This is a genomic window from Marinobacter sp. Arc7-DN-1 (genome assembly GCF_003441595.1).
Lineage (GTDB): Bacteria > Pseudomonadota > Gammaproteobacteria > Pseudomonadales > Oleiphilaceae > Marinobacter > Marinobacter metalliresistant.
In genome coordinates this window covers 2,824,732-2,844,013 of sequence record NZ_CP031848.1, presented here as the reverse complement: position 1 = coordinate 2,844,013, position 19,282 = coordinate 2,824,732, and the positions used below count along the sequence as shown (strand labels likewise).

General features: G+C 59.4%; 18 protein-coding genes. 8 read left to right on the top strand and 10 right to left on the bottom strand.

Features of this window, described 5'->3' with window-relative positions; translation table 11 throughout:
* Nucleotides 1–524: 524 nt before the first annotated feature.
* The 4 genes from rpoH to ftsY all read right to left on the bottom strand — a co-directional run bounded on the left by rpoH (nucleotide 525) and on the right by ftsY (nucleotide 4,475).
* Nucleotides 525–1,385, bottom strand: coding sequence for an RNA polymerase sigma factor RpoH (gene rpoH / locus D0851_RS13355; RefSeq protein ID WP_117619078.1), 861 nt, complete (start codon nucleotides 1,383–1,385; stop codon nucleotides 525–527).
* A 195-nt stretch (nucleotides 1,386–1,580) separates the two neighbouring features.
* Nucleotides 1,581–2,585: a permease-like cell division protein FtsX gene (gene ftsX, locus D0851_RS13350; RefSeq protein WP_117619077.1), complete on the bottom strand. Its 1,005-nt coding sequence runs from the start codon at nucleotides 2,583–2,585 to the stop codon at nucleotides 1,581–1,583.
* Nucleotides 2,575–3,264 (bottom strand): cell division ATP-binding protein FtsE, encoded by a 690-nt coding sequence (gene ftsE / locus D0851_RS13345; RefSeq protein WP_117619076.1) that lies wholly within the window; start codon nucleotides 3,262–3,264, stop codon nucleotides 2,575–2,577. The genes ftsX and ftsE overlap by 11 nt, the downstream gene beginning before the upstream one ends.
* 29 nt (nucleotides 3,265–3,293) lie before the next feature.
* A complete protein-coding gene (gene ftsY, locus D0851_RS13340; RefSeq protein ID WP_117619075.1) occupies nucleotides 3,294–4,475 on the bottom strand; it encodes a signal recognition particle-docking protein FtsY in 1,182 nt (393 codons plus the stop codon).
* A gap of 160 nt (nucleotides 4,476–4,635) precedes the next feature.
* On the opposite strand from ftsY, the gene rsmD reads away from it, so the two are divergent.
* A complete protein-coding gene (gene rsmD, locus D0851_RS13335; RefSeq protein ID WP_117619074.1) occupies nucleotides 4,636–5,286 on the top strand; it encodes a 16S rRNA (guanine(966)-N(2))-methyltransferase RsmD in 651 nt (216 codons plus the stop codon).
* Nucleotides 5,287–5,354: 68 nt separating this feature from the next.
* On the opposite strand, the gene D0851_RS13330 is transcribed toward rsmD, so the two are convergent.
* Nucleotides 5,355–6,539, bottom strand: coding sequence for a fatty acid desaturase (locus tag D0851_RS13330; protein ID WP_117619073.1), 1,185 nt, complete (start codon nucleotides 6,537–6,539; stop codon nucleotides 5,355–5,357).
* A gap of 138 nt (nucleotides 6,540–6,677) precedes the next feature.
* Between D0851_RS13330 and mutM the strand changes: the two genes are divergently transcribed.
* From mutM to D0851_RS13300, 6 genes are all read left to right on the top strand, one after another.
* On the top strand, nucleotides 6,678–7,490 hold the full coding sequence (gene mutM, locus D0851_RS13325) for a bifunctional DNA-formamidopyrimidine glycosylase/DNA-(apurinic or apyrimidinic site) lyase (protein ID WP_117619072.1): 813 nt from the start codon (nucleotides 6,678–6,680) through the stop codon (nucleotides 7,488–7,490).
* 185 nt (nucleotides 7,491–7,675) lie between these two features.
* Entirely contained in the window at nucleotides 7,676–8,008 is a 333-nt protein-coding gene (locus D0851_RS13320; RefSeq protein ID WP_117619071.1) for a hypothetical protein, read from the top strand.
* Between the two features lie 95 nt (nucleotides 8,009–8,103).
* Nucleotides 8,104–8,793, top strand: coding sequence for a GMP/IMP nucleotidase (gene yrfG / locus D0851_RS13315; protein WP_117619070.1), 690 nt, complete (start codon nucleotides 8,104–8,106; stop codon nucleotides 8,791–8,793).
* A 41-nt stretch (nucleotides 8,794–8,834) separates the two neighbouring features.
* Nucleotides 8,835–9,242 carry a ribosome-associated heat shock protein Hsp15 gene (hslR, locus tag D0851_RS13310; protein ID WP_117619069.1) on the top strand — a complete coding sequence of 136 codons (408 nt, stop codon included), beginning with the start codon at nucleotides 8,835–8,837 and terminating at the stop codon, nucleotides 9,240–9,242.
* 76 nt (nucleotides 9,243–9,318) lie between these two features.
* Entirely contained in the window at nucleotides 9,319–10,173 is an 855-nt protein-coding gene (gene hslO / locus D0851_RS13305; protein WP_117619068.1) for an Hsp33 family molecular chaperone HslO, read from the top strand.
* Nucleotides 10,174–10,344: 171 nt separating this feature from the next.
* Entirely contained in the window at nucleotides 10,345–11,880 is a 1,536-nt protein-coding gene (locus tag D0851_RS13300) for a phosphoenolpyruvate carboxykinase (protein ID WP_117619067.1), read from the top strand.
* 64 nt (nucleotides 11,881–11,944) lie between these two features.
* On the opposite strand, the gene D0851_RS13295 is transcribed toward D0851_RS13300, so the two are convergent.
* Both D0851_RS13295 and D0851_RS13290 read right to left on the bottom strand, forming a co-directional pair.
* A complete protein-coding gene (locus D0851_RS13295) occupies nucleotides 11,945–14,011 on the bottom strand; it encodes a TRAP transporter large permease subunit (protein ID WP_117619066.1) in 2,067 nt (688 codons plus the stop codon).
* A 26-nt stretch (nucleotides 14,012–14,037) separates the two neighbouring features.
* Nucleotides 14,038–15,102, bottom strand: a complete 1,065-nt coding sequence (locus D0851_RS13290; protein ID WP_117619065.1) for a hypothetical protein — start codon at nucleotides 15,100–15,102, stop codon at nucleotides 14,038–14,040.
* Nucleotides 15,103–15,403: 301 nt separating this feature from the next.
* On the opposite strand from D0851_RS13290, the gene D0851_RS13285 reads away from it, so the two are divergent.
* Nucleotides 15,404–15,676, top strand: a complete 273-nt coding sequence (locus D0851_RS13285) for an HU family DNA-binding protein (protein ID WP_117619064.1) — start codon at nucleotides 15,404–15,406, stop codon at nucleotides 15,674–15,676.
* A 48-nt stretch (nucleotides 15,677–15,724) separates the two neighbouring features.
* On the opposite strand, the gene D0851_RS13280 is transcribed toward D0851_RS13285, so the two are convergent.
* The 3 genes from D0851_RS13280 to D0851_RS13270 all read right to left on the bottom strand — a co-directional run bounded on the left by D0851_RS13280 (nucleotide 15,725) and on the right by D0851_RS13270 (nucleotide 19,275).
* On the bottom strand, nucleotides 15,725–16,729 hold the full coding sequence (locus D0851_RS13280; RefSeq protein ID WP_117620409.1) for a putative solute-binding protein: 1,005 nt from the start codon (nucleotides 16,727–16,729) through the stop codon (nucleotides 15,725–15,727).
* Between the two features lie 228 nt (nucleotides 16,730–16,957).
* The gene (locus D0851_RS13275; RefSeq protein WP_117619063.1) at nucleotides 16,958–18,265 is read right to left on the bottom strand and encodes a dihydroorotase; all 1,308 of its coding nucleotides are present in this window, start codon (nucleotides 18,263–18,265) and stop codon (nucleotides 16,958–16,960) included.
* Nucleotides 18,262–19,275: an aspartate carbamoyltransferase catalytic subunit gene (locus tag D0851_RS13270; RefSeq protein WP_117619062.1), complete on the bottom strand. Its 1,014-nt coding sequence runs from the start codon at nucleotides 19,273–19,275 to the stop codon at nucleotides 18,262–18,264. Before D0851_RS13270 ends, D0851_RS13275 begins: the two co-directional genes overlap by 4 nt.
* Nucleotides 19,276–19,282 lie beyond the last annotated feature (7 nt).

Genomic DNA, 19,282 nt, shown 5'->3' with positions numbered 1-19,282 from the left:
CTCATCGCCTACTTGCGGTCAACCATGTTCAGGCCCTTCAGTGTGCGGTGACACACCTACTATGGCCTCTGCTGAGTTCTGGCTTCCCATCCCCACCCCTCACGAGGTGAGTAGCACGGTGGCAGAAAACCAGACTTCCCAGGGTAAGACGCGTGACCTTCACACTTATACCCGCCGCATCTACGTTCACACCTTCTGTGCAAGTATCGGGCTTTGACGATATTGGCCGCCTTACCCGGTGTGACCGCCTCGTATGCGATTTCTGTTCGTCAGGTCAGTGTTTTGCCTGCGGCTTCCTTCAGATTCCACCTCGCGATGGACACCCTTGCCGTCCGGCTAGTGGTTCCCCTTACCGGGCCCACAGGGGACTTGCACCCCCAAGTCATCCGGCCAGCACCACCTGTACCGGAACAGCGCCCGTCAAGGCGCTACGCGCCATGCCTGGCGCACCAAACAAAAACGCCACCAACCGGAACCGGTGGTGGCGTTCTTAACTGCGCAGCCCAGAAAGCCTGGCCGATAAATCAGGCAGCCTCAGACATCTGCACGCGGATCTTCTTCATCGCATTCTTCTCAAGCTGCCGAATTCGCTCCGCAGACACGCCATACTTATCAGCCAGCTCATGCAACGTCGACTTGCTTTCAGACAACCAGCGCTCGCGCAGGATGTCCTGGCTACGCTCATCCAGCTGCTCCAGAGCCTCCATCAGGCGGCCATTGGAATCCTCTGACCAGTCGGAATTCTCCAACTGGGTGGCCGGATTGCTACGGGTATCTTCCAGATAATACGCCGGCGCCTGATAGGCGTTGTCCTCGTCATCGTCCATCGGACCATCGAACGCCGTGTCATGGGAGGCTAGCCGGCCTTCCATTTCCCGAACAACCTTGGGCGCAACACCCAGATCTTCCGCCACCGCGTTCAGCTCATCGTGACTGAGCCAGGCCAGCTTCTTCTTCTGGCTGCGCAGATTGAAGAACAGCTTGCGCTGGGCCTTGGTAGTGGCCACTTTCACAATACGCCAGTTACGCAGAATGAACTCGTGAATCTCGGCCTTGATCCAGTGCACGGCAAAAGACACCAGCCGAACCCCATACTCAGGGTTAAAGCGCTTGACTGCCTTCATCAGGCCAACGTTGCCTTCCTGGATCAGGTCTGCCTGTGCCAGGCCATAACCAGAATAGCTCCGGGCAATGTGGATCACGAAACGCAGGTGTGACATAACCAGATAACGGGCTGCGTCCACGTCGCCCTCATAATGGAGCCGCTCGGCCAGCTCCCGCTCTTCATCCGCTGTGAGCACCGGAATGCGACTCGCAGCCTGAATGTACGACTCGAGATTTGCGCCCGGAACCAGTCTGTCAACCAGTTGTAAACTCGTACCCATGCTTTAACCTCCGAACCCGACGATCCTTAAATATACCAACTGCGTTTTAGACCGCCAAGAACCTTAATAGTTCCCGGACTCCCCAGTAAACCGTTATGAATCAACTATCTGGAAAATCCACCCTGAATATGCTGTCCTCGACACTACGTCAGCGGAAGCTGTTTCCACAATACGGTTTTCCCGCTATCCGGATCATTAACCCCCGGTAATATCGCCCGGTTCCATGTCATCCAGATGACGTTTCACCGCGACCCAGGCGCCAAGCCAGCCTAGCAGCATTGCTACAATAATCAACGCCAGCGCACCATCAAAGTTCAGTCCGTTGAGCGAGAAATCGCTCCGGTACAGGCCTGCCAGCCGCTCTATGGGCCCGCTGAGCCACCATAAGGAGAGCTGCAACAATATCAGTGCTACCACCCCCCCACCCAGACCGAACCAGGCGCCGGTATAGAGAAAGGGCCTGCGAACGAAGCTGTCGGTGCCGCCCACCAGCTTGGCGACGAGGATTTCATCCCGCCGGCTCTCGATCGACAGTCGCACAGTATTCCCTATCACCAGCACCACCGCAGCCGCCAGCAGGATAGCCAGCGCCCAGACCGCCCGGGCCAACAGGTCGGTCATGGCATTCAGGCGCTGCAACCAGCCCAGGTCCACCTGAACCCGCTCAACGCCTTCCATCCCCTCCATAAACCGGACCAGAGCTTCCACACCTTCCGCAGAGCGGGCACCTTCCTCCGGCGTCACCAGCAGGGTGTGCGGCAAGGGATTTTCTTCCAGGTAATCCAGGGCATCTTCAAGCCCGGACGATGCCCGGAACTCCTTCAGCGCCTGATCGCGGTCCACCAGTTCGACACTGGCGATCCGGCCGTCCGCCGCCATCTCATCACGGAGCTCGCGAGCCTGTTCCAGGGGCACCTCCAGGTCGATATAGGCGGTCACCCGCGCACTGTTCTCCCAGCCAGCACTCACACCCTGAAGACTGGTCAGCAATAATAGCAACGCGACCGGCAGCGCCAGCGCCACCCCCATCACTGCCCAGGTCATCAGGCTGGCAACCGGGGTGCGCCCCAGACGCCGGGCGCTGTCGCGGGCCACCTTGCGGTGGTGGGTCAGGTAGCTTTCCACCTGCTCGCGCCATGCCGAGCGGACCCTGTTTGCGCCACGGGTCTGCTCCGGCCTTCGTCGGGGGTCAGTAGCCACTCACACCCCCTGCCATTGGTGCGCCACCCGCTGTCAGGCGACCGTGATCAAGCGTCAGGGTCCGCCGCCCCATTTTGTTGATCAGGGCAGTGTCGTGGGTCGCGATCAGCACGGTAACACCCACCTGGCTGAACTGACCAAAGAGGTTCATGATGTCGGCAGACAGCGCCGGATCAAGGTTACCCGTCGGCTCATCCGCCAGCAGGACCGGGGGTTTGTTAACCACAGCCCGGGCAATACCCACGCGCTGCTGCTCACCACCGGAAAGCTGCACCGGGTTCATTTTTTCCTTGTTCAGCAACCCCACCTTGTCCAGGGCGGCCCGAACCCGGCGCCCGGTATCCCTCGGGGATGCCCCCATAACCTCCAGAGGCATGGCCACGTTGTCAAAGACCGTACGGTCAAACAGCAGCTGATGGTTCTGAAAGACCACTCCGATGTGACGGCGAATGTAGGGAATCTGGCGACGGGGTAAACGGTTCAGCACTTGCCCGCCCACAATAACCTCGCCGGCACTGGGGCGCTCCATCACCATGATGAGTTTCAGCAGGGTACTTTTACCGGCACCGGAGTGGCCGGTGAGAAACGCCAGCTCACCACGCTCCAGGCCAAAATTGACCTGGCGCAGGGCGGTGTGATCACTGTCGTATCGCTTGGTGACCTGACGAAACTCAATCATGGGCGGCTACCGCTGGGCTTAACTCCGGGCTATTCGTCAAACAGTGCACCCACAAAGGTTTCGGCATCGAAACTGCGCAGGTCGTCCACCTGCTCACCAACACCGATAAAGCGGATGGGCAACTGCAACTGACGGGCAATGGCAAACACAATACCGCCTTTGGCGGTACCGTCCAGTTTCGTTAACGTAATGCCGCTCACGCCGACCGCCTGCTGGAAAACCTGGGCCTGGCTCAGGGCATTCTGGCCGGTGCCTGCATCCAGCACCAACATCACCTCATGGGGCGCGGATTCGTCCAGCTTTTTCATCACCCGGACAACCTTCTCAAGCTCGCTCATGAGGTTATCCTTGTTCTGCAGCCGGCCCGCGGTATCCGCAATCACCACGTCCACGCCCCGGGACTTGGCAGACTGGATCGCATCAAAGATGACCGATGCACTGTCGGCGCCGGTGTGTTGCGCCACCACCGGCACGTTATTCCGCTCACCCCAAACCTGAAGCTGCTCAACGGCGGCGGCGCGAAAGGTATCACCTGCCGCCAGCATCACCGACTTGCCCTCATTCAGGAATTTTTTGGTGAGCTTACCAATGGTCGTGGTTTTACCCACCCCGTTAACACCCACCATCAGGATCACATAGGGCGCCTTGCCGGCATCCACCTCCAGGGGCTTGGTGACATCTTTCAGCAGACCGTTCAGCTCATCCCTCAGGGCCTTGCGAAGCGCCTCGCCATCCTTGAGCTGATTACACCCAAGCTTGTCGGTCAGAGATTCGATAATCTCGGAGGTGGCGGTAATGCCCACGTCTGCCATCAGGAGGGTGGTTTCGATTTCCTCCAGCAGATCCTCGTCAATTTTCTTGCTCAGCGAGAAGATATCCGACAAGCCACCGGTCAGATTCGCCCGGGTTTTGCCCAGGCCCTGCCGGATGCGCTCAAACACACTGACCTGGGGCTCAGGTTCCGGAGTGCGCTCCGGTTCGGGGGCTGCCTCGGGCTCCGGTTCCGCCTGAGACGGCGGTACGATGGCGGGCGGTGCTTCGCCCTCGGATGATTCTGGCCCGGGTGCAGGCGCCGGACCCTTCGCGACCTCCGGCTTACGTTGCGGAACCGGCCGTGGCCGTGGTGCGCGGCTTCGGTTGCCGGCGATATCCAGAACAAATACGAGCACAAGAAGGGCCAGAAGGCCGATCGAAATCCACTCTGCCGTCATAAAGTCATACCATCAGTCTGAATGGGCGGGACAAATTAAAGCCGACATTCTAGCAGACTGTCCCGGTGAAGTGAGGACTACGCGGATTATCACGCCGGGCCCGCTTTCCGTTACCATGCACCGGATATTCCGAATCAGACCCGCCTCTGGAGCTGCAAACATGGCGCGCCGAAACCCCGCAAACCGGAGCCAGCCAGGAAAACCAAAACCCCGGCCGGGTGCTTCCTCATCCCGGAAAGAGGTTGGTGCCGGCGAGCTGCGCATCATAGGCGGCGACTGGCGCAGTCGGAAACTACGCTTTCCGGACGCCGGCGGCGTCCGCCCGACACCAGCCCGTGCCAGGGAAACCCTGTTCAACTGGCTCACCTTTCACCTTGCCGGCAGTAGTTGTCTGGATCTGTTTGCCGGCTCGGGCGCGTTGGGACTGGAGGCACTTTCCCGGGGCGCTGCCACGGTCACCCTCGTGGACCACACCCCGGCATTGGCCACGGCATTAAGAGACAATCTAAGGCTGTTGAAATCCAACGGCGGTGAAGTGGTCTGTGCCGACGTTGAAAGCTACCTGAAACAGAGGAACCGCCCACCGTTTGACATTGTGTTCATGGATCCACCATTCCGTCAGGGCTGGCTGGGAAGACTGTTTCCACTCCTTGACCAACAGGAATGGATCAGGCCCGGGGGCTGGGTTTACGTGGAACACGAAAGCGAGATCCCGACCCCTGCCGTGCCAGGCACCTGGCAGCTGCATCGCCAGAAAAGCGCTGGCCAGGTGACCTATTCCCTGTTTCGGGTGATGGCTGAGGCGGAATGACAAAGGGTAAAGACGGTAAAGACGGGGTCAGATGAAAGCGTTCATCTGACCCCATATTCAGTCGCCTATCAAACTCCGGCAGAAGGCCGCAGAGAATAAGCCCTAAGGTGCTCGGCAAACTCTTCCAGGTAGCGAATACCACTGGCTTCCGCTTCCCGACACCACTCCATCAGAGCGTTGAGCTTGTCCTGGGGTTTGAGACCACGCTGGCGCCAGAGTGCTTGCAGCTCATGACTTTTCTCATAGATCTGACGCAGCACCGGATTTCGCGCCAATACGGACTCCAGGGTCTCCTTTTCTGTCGGCTGAATCAGTGTGACTTCACGAGACAGCAGCCGTTTGAGCTTCCGGTACCGGGGACGGATTTCATCGTCCATAAGCGCCTTCTGCTGGCGCAGCACGGGCTCCATCACCCGCTTGCGGTACTGACGCATGATATCAAACCGGTTATTGGCAATAGCCTGAACGGTTTCCACGTCAACATCGATCTTGCCGGGCACATGATGGGCAATCGGGCGGAACCCTTTCGGCTTCGCCAGTCCGAACAACTGGAACAGCCGGATGTAGCCCCAGCCAATGTCCACTTCGAACCAGCGACGGGATAGCTTGGAGGAGTTCGGGTAAGTGTGATGGTTATTGTGCAGCTCTTCGCCACCGATCAGCAGCCCCAGGGGCGAGATGTTGCGGGCGTTATCGGCACATTCATAATTGCGGTAACCCATCCAGTGGCCGATACCGTTCACCACGCCAGCGGCCCATACCGGGATCCACATCATTTGCACCGCCCAGATCCAGATTCCGTGAACACCGAACAGCGCCAGATTGATGATCGCCATCAGGGTAATGCCCAGCGTCCTGTGCCGGCTGTAGACGTTGCGCTCGACCCAGTCCTCCGGGGTGCGCTGGCCGTAGCGCTCAAGGGTCTCAGCCGTTGCCGAATCGGCATAAAGTTCGGCGCCCTGGAACAGTACCTTGCGGATACCCAGCACCACCGGGCTGTGAGGATCTTCCTCAGTTTCGCATTTGGCGTGGTGCTTCCGGTGAATAGCGGTCCACTCCTTGGTGTTCTGGGCCGTGGTCAGCCACAGCCAGAACCGGAAAAAGTGTTTCAGAGCCGGATGCAGATCCAGCGAATTGTGCGCCGAATGGCGATGCAGGTAGAGCGTTACACTGACAATCGTGACATGGGTCATTCCGAGCGTAACCAGAATGAGCTGCATCACCGACAGGTCAAGAAGACCATTAAACCACATAGCAAACCCTCAAAATCATAATCCCTGGCGCAAGGCCAACTTCATCACTTTAGCGTACAGCTGTAAGCCACAACAACAGCATTTGGCTGCAAAATTGTTACTGATTACACTTATTCCTTTTCCTGTGGAGACTCCCCTTTGCCCGAACTGCCTGAAGTCGAAACCACCCGCCGCGGTATTGCGCCCCATTGCGAAGGCCAGACCATTGTTGGCGTTACTGTACGAAACAGCGGCCTGCGATGGCCCGTTCCAGCGGATCTGGGCGAGAGACTCAGGGGGCAGATGATAAGAAGTATAGACCGGCGTGCGAAATATTTGTTCCTTAATGTGGACCAGGGAACGGTGATTGTTCACCTGGGCATGTCCGGCAGCCTCCGGATCATTACTGATGACACACCACCTATGGCCCATGACCATATTGACTTGGCACTACAATCCGGTGTCATTCTGCGGTTCAACGATCCCCGGCGCTTTGGCTGCTGGCTCTGGGCCGACTCCGTCACAGATCACCCGCTGATCAGCCACCTTGGACCTGAACCTCTGGCGCCGGAATTCAACGGTGCGATGCTGTTCCGGCGTTCCCGAGGCAAAAACACCCCAGTGAAGTCCTTCATCATGGACAATCATGTGGTGGTGGGCGTTGGCAACATCTACGCCAATGAAGCCCTGTTCAAATCGGGCATACACCCCCGGCGCAAGGCGGGTCGCATCAGCCGGGACCGCTATCACCGGCTGGCTGAGGCCATTCGGGAGACCCTCAGCGCAGCCATCCTGATGGGCGGCACCACCCTGAGAGATTTCGTCAACAGCGACGGCAAACCCGGCTACTTCGCCCAGTCTCTTCTGGTGTATGGCCGTGGCGGAGAACCCTGCAAGGAATGCGAAACCCCGCTAAAAGAAATTCGCATGAACAACCGTGCCACGGTTTACTGCCCCCGCTGCCAGCACTGAACGCTAACGAAAATGCACATTCCGCAACGGAAAATCGTTTGAAAATGCGCAAATATGATTCATAGTTAACAGAGGATTAACGCCCACGGTTTACAATTAGGATTGTATCCACTCGATGCGATTCTGGTGCCATTTTCTCTGGAGACAGCACCTACAAGGGCCAAAAAAGCTCAGGAGACAGTACGATGACCCGCAAGATTTCCCGCACCCTGGTGGCCACTGTGGCGGCCTGCCTGTTGGTATTTTCATCCCTCGGACACGCTCAGGCTGTGGATGAAACCCCGTCAGCGTTAGCGATGACCGGCGACGCCATTTTTGTTCGCCCGGCCCTGCTGGCAACCACCATCGTGGGCAGCGCCGTATACCTCGTATCACTGCCCTTCTCCCTGCTGGGCGGTAACGCAGATGAAGCCGGTGAAGTGCTGGTAATGGGCCCGGCGCGAGCCACCTTTGTACGCTGTCTCGGCTGCACCCGTACCGGCCGCAAGCCGGAAACGGTTAAACAGACCGACAACTGATCCGGACCCAGCGGGACAGCCTCCGTACTATCACGGCTTGCCCCGGCGAGCGATCTCCGGCAGCCTGAAGAAAAATTTTCAGGCTGTTTTTGTATATGGTTGACTGGTCTTCCCTCGAAACGGTGTTCCTTGATATGGACGGAACACTGCTGGATCTGCATTTTGATAACCACTTCTGGCTCGAGCATCTGCCCGCACGCTATGCCGAGCACTATGACCTCCACCCTCAGGAGGCCAAGGACCGGCTGATCCAGATGATCATGGCCGAACGCGGCTCCCTGAACTGGTATTGCACCGACTACTGGAGTGAACGGCTTTCCCTCGACATCACCGGCCTGAAAGCGGAAGTCGGCGACCGGATCGGTTACCGGCCCCACGTGACCGATTTTCTTGACGCCCTTCGGGCATCCGGCCTTCGCTCGGTCATTGTCACCAACTGCCACCCGGCCCCCCTGGCCCTGAAACTCCGGCGTACCGGTCTTGAAGCGCGGGTCGATGACATTGTTTCCAGCCACCAGCTTGGCAAACCCAAGGAAGACCCCGAATTCTGGCAGGATCTTCAGGGGCTGGCGCCTTACCGGGCCGAAACCACCCTGATGGTGGACGACAGCTTTCCGGTGCTGGAGAGCGCTCGAAGTGCGGGCATTGCGCAATGCCTTGCGGTACTGGCACCAGACAGCCAGCAACAGGCCCGGGCCCGGCACCCGGAAATACCCTGCATTCACCACTTTGACGAAATCCTTCCGGCCCTGCGAAAGCGCTCACCCCTGCCATCCGGCCGATGACAGGGTTATAATCAGGTTACAAGCCCATCAGGTGAGGAGATATGACGGCATCAACCCCTGACGACCTACACGTAAGGCTCGACAAATGGCTCTGGGCTGCGCGCTTCTACAAGACCCGATCCCTGGCCAAGGAAGCGATTGAGGGCGGCAAGGTTCACTACAACAGCCAGCGCTGCAAGCCCGGAAGGCTGGTGGAGACCGGTGCCAAACTGACCCTGCGCCTGGGCTGGCAGGAAAAGGTGGTCATTGTTGATGACATCAGCGACCGGCGCCGCGGTGCACCGGAAGCCCAGAAGCTTTACCACGAAACCGAAGACAGCGTAAAAAAACGCGAGGAAATGGCCTGGCAGCGTAAAACCATGCAGGCAGCGCAGCTTCCTCCGGCCAGGCGTCCTTCCAAAAAGGACCGCCGGGATATTCAGCGCTTCCGCGAGCAAAACCGCATCTGAGCCCATTCATGCACCCCCGCACGTATGTCGGGATCATCACTGCCAAGACCGGCATTCAGTTTTCAGGAGACACATAATGGCATCCCGCGACCAGTTCCAGCGTTTTATCTTCGAGCACAGTCAGGTGCGGGGAGCCTGGGTACAGCTGGGAGAAAGCTTTCGCGAAATCGGCAGCCAGGCGCCTTACCCGGACACCGTAAGAGGCCTGATGGGCGAAGCCCTGGCTGCCAGCATTCTGATGAGCAGCACCCTGAAGTTCGAGGGCACCCTGTCGATCCAGGCCCAGGGGGAAGGGCCTCTGCGCACACTGATGGCAGAATGCAGCCATGACCGCTACATCCGGGGGCTGGCACGCTTTGACGAACACGCCGTCAGCGAGGACAGCTTCCACGACCTGTTAGGCGAGGGCCGTATGGCCATCACCATTACTCCGAACAAGGGCAACCGTTATCAGGGTGTGGTGCCACGGGAACAGGGCACCCTCGGCGGCTGCCTGGAAGACTATTTCGAGCGCTCGGAACAGATTCCCACCAGCCTGTTCCTGTTTGCCGATGAAAATGCCGCCGCCGGCCTGATGCTTCAGCGCCTGCCGGGCGCCACCGAAGAGGACGACGACCTTTGGGACCGGGTCAACCATCTCGCCCGGACGGTAGAGGCCTCCGAGCTACTGGAACTGGACAGTGAAACGCTCCTGCACCGCCTGTTCCACGAGGAGACCGTGCGCCTGTTCGATGCCGAACCGGTCGCCTTCCGTTGCAGTTGCTCCAGGGAACGAACCCTCGGTGCACTGGAGGCCATTGGCAGTGAAGAGTGCTACAGCATTCTGGATGAACAGGGCACCATCGATATGGATTGCCAGTTCTGTCATGCTCACTATCGTTTCGATAGAAATGATATCGATCATCTTTTCACCGGTCATACGCTACACTAACAGCTCTTCTGATTCGCCGGGAAGCCACTGATAGCAAGGCTTCCCGGGCAGTCGTTTTTTACCGGCGTGTCTGGCATAATAGCGCGCCTGAATTGACCCGATTGTTCAGATTTCCGTCAATTTTGGGGGCAGCCTGAGCAATCACTAAGACATCCCGAGGGCGAGGTCGAAGTGAGCAACACTTATCATGATCTGAGTACAGCACGACTGGTCGAGGTGGCACTGGCACGTGACGAAGGCCAGCTGGCTTCCAACGGGTCACTGGTGGTAACAACCGGTGATCGCACAGGCCGGTCTCCCATGGACCGTTACATTATCGAGGAGCCAAGCACCTCTGACGACATCCATTGGGGTCCGATCAACCGTCCGTTTGACGCTGAAAAATTCGACGCACTCTGGGACCGTGTTGAAGCCTACATTGCCGAAAAAGACCGTTTTATATCCCACGTTCACGTCGGCTCCGACCCCGAGCACTATCTGCCGGTGAAAATGACCACCGAAACCGCCTGGCAGAACCTGTTCGGCCGCAACCTGTTTATCCGCCCGGACAGTTACAACCCGGCCGACAAGCAGGAATGGCAGATCCTGAACGCCGCCAACTTCGAGTGCGTGCCCGAGCGGGACGGCACCAACAGTGACGGCTGCGTCATGATCAACTTTGCCAGGCGCAAGGTTTTGCTGGCAGGCATGCACTACGCCGGCGAAATGAAAAAAGCCATGTTCTCCGTGCAGAACTTCCTGCTGCCGGAAAAAGACGTGCTGCCGATGCACTGCTCCGCCAACGTGGGCGAGGACGGCGAAACCTGCCTGTTCTTCGGCCTGTCCGGCACTGGCAAGACCACCCTGTCTGCTGACCCGCACCGTTTCCTGATCGGCGATGACGAGCATGGCTGGGGCCCTGGCACCGTATTCAATATTGAGGGCGGCTGCTACGCCAAGTGCATCGACCTCTCCCAGAAGAACGAACCGATCATCTGGAACGCCATCCGTTTTGGTGCCATCGTCGAAAACGTGATGATCGACCCGGAGACCCGCGAACCGGATTACACCGACGTTTCTCTTACCGAAAACTCCCGTTGCGCTTACCCGCTCGAGCACGTCGAGAAACGGGTGATCGAGAACCGTGCCGGTGAACCCTCGCACATTGTGTTCCTGACCTGTGACATGACCGGCGTACTGCCGCCCGTGTCCATCCTGAGCCGTGAAGGTGCCGCCTATCACTTCCTGAGCGGCTATACCGCGCTGGTCGGCTCCACCGAGATGGGATCTTCCTCCAAGCTGAAGTCCACCTTCTCCACCTGCTTCGGCGCACCGTTCTTCCCGCGCCCGGCCGGCGTTTACGCAGAACTGCTGATGAAGCGCATGGACGAGTTTGGCAGCAAGGTCTTCCTGGTCAATACAGGCTGGACCGGTGGTCCCTACGGTGAAGGCGAGCGTTTCAGCATCCCGACGACCCGCGCCATCATCGCCGCGATCCAGAACGGTGATCTTGACGATGTGGCAACCGAGCACCTGCCCACCCTGAATCTGGACGTTCCGAAACGTGTACCCGGCGTGGATACCAAGCTGCTGAACCCGCGCAATACCTGGGTAAGCCCGGACTACTACGACGGCAAGGCCCAGGAGCTGATTGCCCAGTTCGTGGAGAACTTCAAGAAGTTCGATGTGGCAGAGGCGATTGTAGACGCTGGCCCCAAGCTGAGCTGAGGCTAAATACTGAAAGAGGGGTCAGATGAAAGCGTTCATCTGACCCCGGGTTCACGTTTTGCCGTTACCCCGCGTAGAACATCAAAGGCACAAAGGCCACCAACAACAACGAGATGCCCATGACAATCAGCGGCATGATAATGCGCTCGTGGCGCTGATAGAAAGTCCCGGGTTCCTGCTGCGCGGCCAGCACCTCTGCCTCGCCCACCACCTGCCGGGTCAGCAGGTGATTCAGGGCCACCGGCGGGCTCAGGTAACCCAGTTCAAACGCCACCAGAGTGACCATCCAAAAATGAATGGGGTGAATGCCACTGGAGTAAGCAATGGTCGCAACCGTGGCGGTCACCAGGATCACGGCGCCGAAGGCGTCCATGATCATGCCCAGTACCACCAGAATGACCACCATCAGCAGCATCGCCGACCAGGCACTGTCGAAGGACTGCGGGAAGGCCGCCATGATGTGGGAGCGCTCGATAACCCCGCCAATGCTGACCGACAGCCCCAGTAACAGGAGCAGTGCACCGATCTCGGCCGTTGTGTCATTGGTGGCGCCACGCAGGCTTCGCTCCAGTCCCTGATGATTAATCTCCCCGGATGCCCTGCCCCTGCGGTTTTTCAGGCTGACATGCTCAAACACCAGGATTGCGAGCATAATCACCGGCAACAGCCTGGGTGCGGAGAACTCGTCCATGCTCACGTCCAGGGCAAGACGGTAGAACAGCACCACACCGGTGATCACCAGCACATAGGGAATCAGCGGCCAAAGGGCCTGAGTCATGGCCGGGAAGGCCTCGGCGGACGGTGCAAGATTGAACTGGCTCTGGCGGTTTACCGTCAGGGCCACCACCGCAAATAGGGTGGCGGTCAGCACAAACACCCAGATGCCCCAGCCGAACAGCTCGTCGGTGGTCACTTCCCGGTTCAGATAGGCAATCACAACCACCAGCAAGCAGGGCCGCAAGACCACCCCCAGCGAACCGGACATGGCCGTCGCGGCCAGTGCCAGATGGCGGCGGGCGCCGGCGGCTCGCAACTCACTGTAGATCACCGCCCCGGCCGCAATCACAAAGATGCCGGAAGCACCGGTGTAGGCGGTCGGCACCGCCGCAACCAGAACGGCTACGACGGCCAGCATCTCCGGCGGCATGCGCCAGGGCCGAAAGACATTGAACACCAGAGTGGCAAGTCGGGTCTGCTTGAGCATCATACCCACCCACACGTAAAGACCGACATTCAGGAACATATCGGACAGTTCCATCATCTTGCCGAGATAGATGCCGATCCCCGAGGCGTGCCCGATCAGGGCGAAATAGGTACCGGAAATCAGGGTCATAACGGTGTAGAGCGGCACCGCCAGGAAGGCCTTGTTCAGGCTGCCGCCTTCGGGCAGATCATCCGGCACCCGGAACAGCCGGTACAGGCTGGCCAGGGTCAGGCAGGCAAAACCGATAATCCAGAAATTGTGCAGCAGCAGTTCTTCCGATGAAACCGCGGTATCCGAGCCCAGGCTGGATTGCCGGAAGATGGCACTGGAACCCAGCAACATGGCGTTAGCAATGGTTTGCAGCGTATGGGATACCGTGTGGTCCAGCCGGGTCTCCATCGCACGCATGGCGATGTGATGGCGGGTCAACGTGGCGGTCACCGCGCACAACATGACCAAAATCACCAGAATGAAACGCTGGGATTCCAGGCCAAAGGCGATCAGGTCGGCAATGAACAGTTCCACTGTCCGGTAGGCTGTGACACCCGGCGTCAGCTGGTCCCGGAGGTTCTCGAAGCTTCGATGGGCCTGCCTGCAGTCGGCGACAGACCGCTCGATGGCCAGCCGGATGTCTGCCGGGTCCTTTTCCCCGGCGCCCAGCAAGGCGGCCATCGGGTCGTCTGCAGGGGCATCCGCGGCCAGTTCAGCAGCCACTGCCGCCTCAATGTCCCGATCGGGATCACAGGTTGGCTGAACCGGATCCACGCGCAACTTGTAATACCCGCTCCACAGCTGCTCACCTCCGCGCAACATCTGGTTATGGATATCACTGCTGGTGGAGAAGATGACCACTGCCAGCAACAGCAGACACGCGGGCAGCGACGAAAACCACTCCAGCCCGCTACGATGAAAACCGCGCTTCGACATAACTGATCACTCTGGGTATGGAATGGTTACAGCAGATCGTCCAGATCCATGGTTTCAACGGCTTCCTGCTTGTCATCCCAGAAGGTACCAAGCTGGCCAAGCGGTGTACGGTGGCCTGTGTTCTCAACCCAGAGGCGGTCGGAGACTGCCACGATCATGTCCGTTGCCATAGCATCTACAAACCGCCAGTCCTCGTTGGCTGGCGCACTCTCCAGGGACTCGGCATGGTTCCGGATCACCTCGCGGACCATGGCCTCATCACCCCTGTTCAGGGCAGCGATGGCGTGAAATACATGGGGCAGCCGAACACCGGCCGCTTCCCCCTGGGCATCCGCAATTTCCAGTCGCTCGAAGGCGTCTTCACCCTTCGGCTGGGCGCCGGGGATCATGGCCCATACGGTTGCCCGCAAAGCCATAGGTGCGCCCCACCACTTGTCATTTTCAAGACAGCCGGTGGCCCGGGCCACGACCGAACCGATATTCGCCGGAACGCCAATGGATGAGGTGGACTGGGTCTGGGCGTTCAGGGACTGCAGACCTGAAAGCAGGCCGGCCATGTAGATGAACTCATCCATGTCGTCGTCAAAATCGGGACACTCGCCATTGCCTGGCTCACCGTAATGGGCGTTGTGGTGCTGCCAGCCCTTGAAATAGCGCCGGGCAGCAAGGGCATGGGCCCGCTTCTGACGGATCATCGCATCTTCTGCGGCATTCCCGTTCATGGCGTGCAGGGCGGCAAGGGCCGCCAGCTCATGTTCCCGCGCCTGTTCATCGGCACAACCGCCGGCAGAGAGATAGAGCATGACCGCCAGCTGATCCGGCTCGCTGGTCACCCGGCCGAAAGACATCAGCAACGGTGCCGTCGCCTCACTCATGGCACAACCCATGGCCAGGTCACCGCTCTCCATGAGAAAGGGAACGGTGTGATCGCGGGAGAAGCCTTGCATGACATCCCCGGTGGTCTTGTACATCATGTGATTGACCGCACCGCAGCCGCTCAGGATCGCACTGGCTGTACAGGCTGCCACCAGGTTACGGAAACGGCGCGCCGTAAAAAGCGCCTTGCGGGATGGATTCCGGAAATGGGTCATACCTTCTTCACCTTTTGCGTGTTTTGTTCTGATGCACTCTTATGCGATGCCGGTCACACCGGCTAACCAACCGGTTTGTTACAGAGTGTAATCAGGCACGCATTATGGCGTACGAGATTCTGTTTTTATGCGACCGATGCCGCAAATGACGCCAAATTACACACACCGCCAACGCCCGATCGTTTGCACAACAGGCCGCGAGCCACTATAGATTGAAGCAACCGTGAGTCGTTGTGATTCCGGCCAGGACCCAGACCAAACAGCAGAATTACAAAGCAGAACTACAAAAAAGGAGTATCCGATGCGCAAACCTGAACTCGCCGCGGCCATTGCCGACCGCACAGGCCTGACCCGTGAAAAAGCCAGCGAAGTGATCACCGCCTTTACCGACCAGGTCTCAGCCGCTGCTTCCCGGGGCGAAGATACCACCCTGACCGGCTTTGGCACGTTCAATATCCGCAGCCGCGAGGCGCGGGAAGGGCGAAACCCGAAAACCGGCGAAACCATTCGCATCCCTGCCAGCAAAACGGTCGGATTCAAGGCCGGCAAGGCACTGAAAGACAAGATCCGGTAGGCAGTCGAAGGCCCGCCGACGCGGGCCTGTTTACCCTCTGACCGAATTTCAGGTTCCGGCCACGGACGCACACTCGGAACGGGTGGCATCAACCCGGCAGCGAATCGCTTTCATCAGCTTGATGGCGCGCTCGTCGTAAACCCCGTCTTCCAGCAGAGACAGACGAACCTTGCGCAGCATCTTGTCATACTCCGCCGTGTCTTCCTGTGGCAGAATCATCCAGACATCCTCAGGGATCTCCGCCTCTGCCTGGGCAATGATTTCATAGGCCTCATCAATGCGTTTGATCGCCTGTTCCCGCACCATCTGGCCGGCGGAGTCGGGGAAACGGTCGCGGCGGATGATCACCTGGAAATTCATGTAACCCAAAGCGTACTTCACCACCGCGCCGTTTGGCTGCACACCCTTGTAGAGCTCAAGCGGGGTATAGGCGACCGCCGGTGCGTACGCCAGATCGACACTGCCGTTATTGAATTTGCCGGCAAAGTTGGCCGAGTTCGATCCCACCACCGATGCGCCTACGTGGCGAACCATACGGACGGACGCCTGATCATAGTCCAGGGTAGCGATCCGCTTGCCCTGCAGCTTCTCGACCGAATCGATACTGCGGTCACGGGTGTGCAGATAAATGGCACCGCCCGGGAAGACACCGGCAACCTCATAGGGGCCGTCGATCAGGAACGGCCGGGCCTTGGGCTGGCTCAGGGTGTTGTACAGCAGCCGCATTTCCGCTTCACCGGGCACAGCACCCATGGCCTCCAGGCTGCCTGTGAACTTGTTGAACTCCCGGGCCCGGGTGCCGGTTAGCAGGACGGCATCGCACTGCCCTGCCTTGAAGTCCTCGGCGGCAACTTTCTCATCGGTGTAGGCCCGGAGATCCAGCTTGATGCCACTATTCAGGGCAGCCGGCTGGAAGGTTTTGGTGATGGCGAACAGCGGGCCATTGGCACCAACCGGGTCGAAGACGCAGAAGCTGCGCTCAAGAGGCTCGTTCTGTGCCTGAGCATGACCCAGCGAGGGCAACGCCAGACTGGCACACAGGGCAGCCGCCATGGCTACCCACTGGGGGAGATTTGTTGATTTCACGGGATGACTCCTGATTTTTATTGTCGGGCACCGGCCGGGCCACACGTTCCTTGGTCGACCATAGGACGACGGCTACAAGAATACGTCGGCACGGGTGCCTGCTATCAAGGGTTTTTCAGCAAGAGGGGGTGATTCTGTGATGGTGTCGACAGAGGTTCCGCAACCCCTGCCGCATTTTGGACCGGCGACCGGAAATCAGCCCGCCGGCTGTTGCCAGGCTTTTCGGCCCTCAGCAAGAGTGAGCCGGACCACGCCGGGCAATTCCCGGTCGGTTACCGGCGCATGACGGCCAACCGAGACAAGCGTTTGCGGACCCGGTGCCCAGAACGCTTCCGGATCAAACAGACAAAGATCGGCAGGCTCACCCTCCGCAAGGCGGGCCGTTCGGCCAAGCACGGAGGCGGGACCGGTGGTCAGCGCCCGGACCAGGTCAGGCAAAGCCAGTTCGTTCATTTCCACCAGTTCCAGCCCCAGCGACAACACACTCTCAATGCTGGAGAGCCCCGGTTCGGTGGCCGCCATGGGCGCCTGCTTGGCCGCAGTGTCATGGGGCTGATGCTGGCTCACGATGGCATCAATGACGCCCTCTCGGACTCCTGCAATCAAGGCCTTTCGGTCTTTCTCGCTGCGCAGTGGCGGACGCACATGGAACCGGCTGTCGAATCCGGCCAGGGCGTCGTCGGTGAACACCAACTGGTGCATGGCCACGTCGGCCGTCACGGCAATGCCTCGGCGGCGGGCATCCGCGAGCATCTCAACACTGCGGGCACAGGACAGCTGGCTCAGGTGCAACCGCACGCCGGTTTCCTCTGCCAGCAACAGCATTTCCATCACCGCCGCCGTTTCCGCCACTTCCGGAATACCCAGCAGACCCAGACGGGAGGTTACCAGCCCGTCGTGGGCATAGCCGTCCGCCGCCAGGGCCTGGTTCTCGGGGCTGAACATCACCGTTAAACCGAAGGTCTGGGCGTAGGCCATGCACCGGCGCAATATCCGGGCATTGCGCACACCCCGGGAGCCATTACCGACCGCCACGCAACCGGCAGCGGCCAGCCCAGCCATGTCGCTGAGCAGGTCGCCTTCAAGGCCCCTGGTAATCGCACCTACGGGTAGCACCCGGATAGGCGACCGGCTGGCGGCACCGTCACGAATCAGGTGGGTAACGGCACTGGAATCGTTCACCGGAGAGGTTTCCGGAGAGGCACAGACGGTGGTAAAGCCACCGTGGGCCGCTGCCCGGGTTTCCGAGGCAATATTGCCTTTCTGGCCATTGCCCGGTTCACGGAGGTTGCAGCAAAGATCAACAAAACCCGGGGCAATCACACAGCCTTCAGCGCTGATGGTTTCGTCCGCCCGCTCCCTGGTGGCCGTTTCACCCATAGCGGCGATCCGGCCATCCCGAACCAGCAAGGCGATGTTTTCAGACTCATTTCCTTCGCCATCGTACAGACGTCCGCCAGTGATTTTCAGGCTGTTGCCGCTGGATGTTTCAACACTGCTCATGCCTGCCCCCTCCCACTCAGTTTCTGCTGGCGCTCGGCCACCTGGCCACCCATGGCCATGGACATGACCGCCATCCGGATGGCGATGCCGTTGGTCACCTGATTGAGAATCACGGATTGCGGGCCATCGGCCACCGCCGATTCAATTTCAACGCCCCGGTTGATCGGGCCCGGGTGCATCACAATGCACGCCGGATGAGCCAGAGCCAGCTTTTCCTGATTCAGGCCATAGAGCCGATAAAACTCACGCTCGCTCGGCAGCAGGGCGCCTTCCATCCGTTCGTTCTGCAGGCGCAACATGATCACCACATCCAGATCCTTCATGCCTCGGGTCATATCGTACTCGACCTTACAACCCAGACTTTCCACATCCTTGGGCAGCAAGGTCCCCGGGGCAATCACCCGGACCTCTTCCGCCCCAAGCACATTCAGGGCACGAATCTGGGAGCGGGCCACCCGGGAGTGAAGCACGTCACCCACAATGGCCACCTTCAGGCCCTCAAAATGCCCCTTGTGCTGGCGAATGGTGAGCATGTCGAGCATGGCCTGGGTCGGGTGCGCATGGCGGCCATCACCGGCGTTGATAATGGCCACGCCCGGGGTGACGCTCTCGGCAATAAAGTGCGGCGCGCCACTCTGGGAATGCCGAACCACGAACATGTCGCTGGCCATGGCCTCCAGGTTCAGAAGCGTGTCGGACAGGGATTCGCCCTTGGACGTGGCCGAGGTGCTGATATCAAGGTTAAGCACATCGGCAGACAGACGCTTGGCGGCCAGCTCAAAGGTGCTGCGGGTCCGGGTGCTGGATTCAAAGAACAGGTTCACCACAGTCCGGCCGCGAAGCAGGGGCACTTTCTTGATGGTGCGTTCGCCGACTTCAATAAACGAATCGGCGGTATCCAGGATGTCGGTCAGTAAGGCGCGGTCGAGGCCATCAAGGGTGAGAAAGTGCCGCAACTGACCATCCCGGGTCAGCTGCAAGGGGTGCGGGGAAGCGTCGTTTGCGGTCATGGGTCGC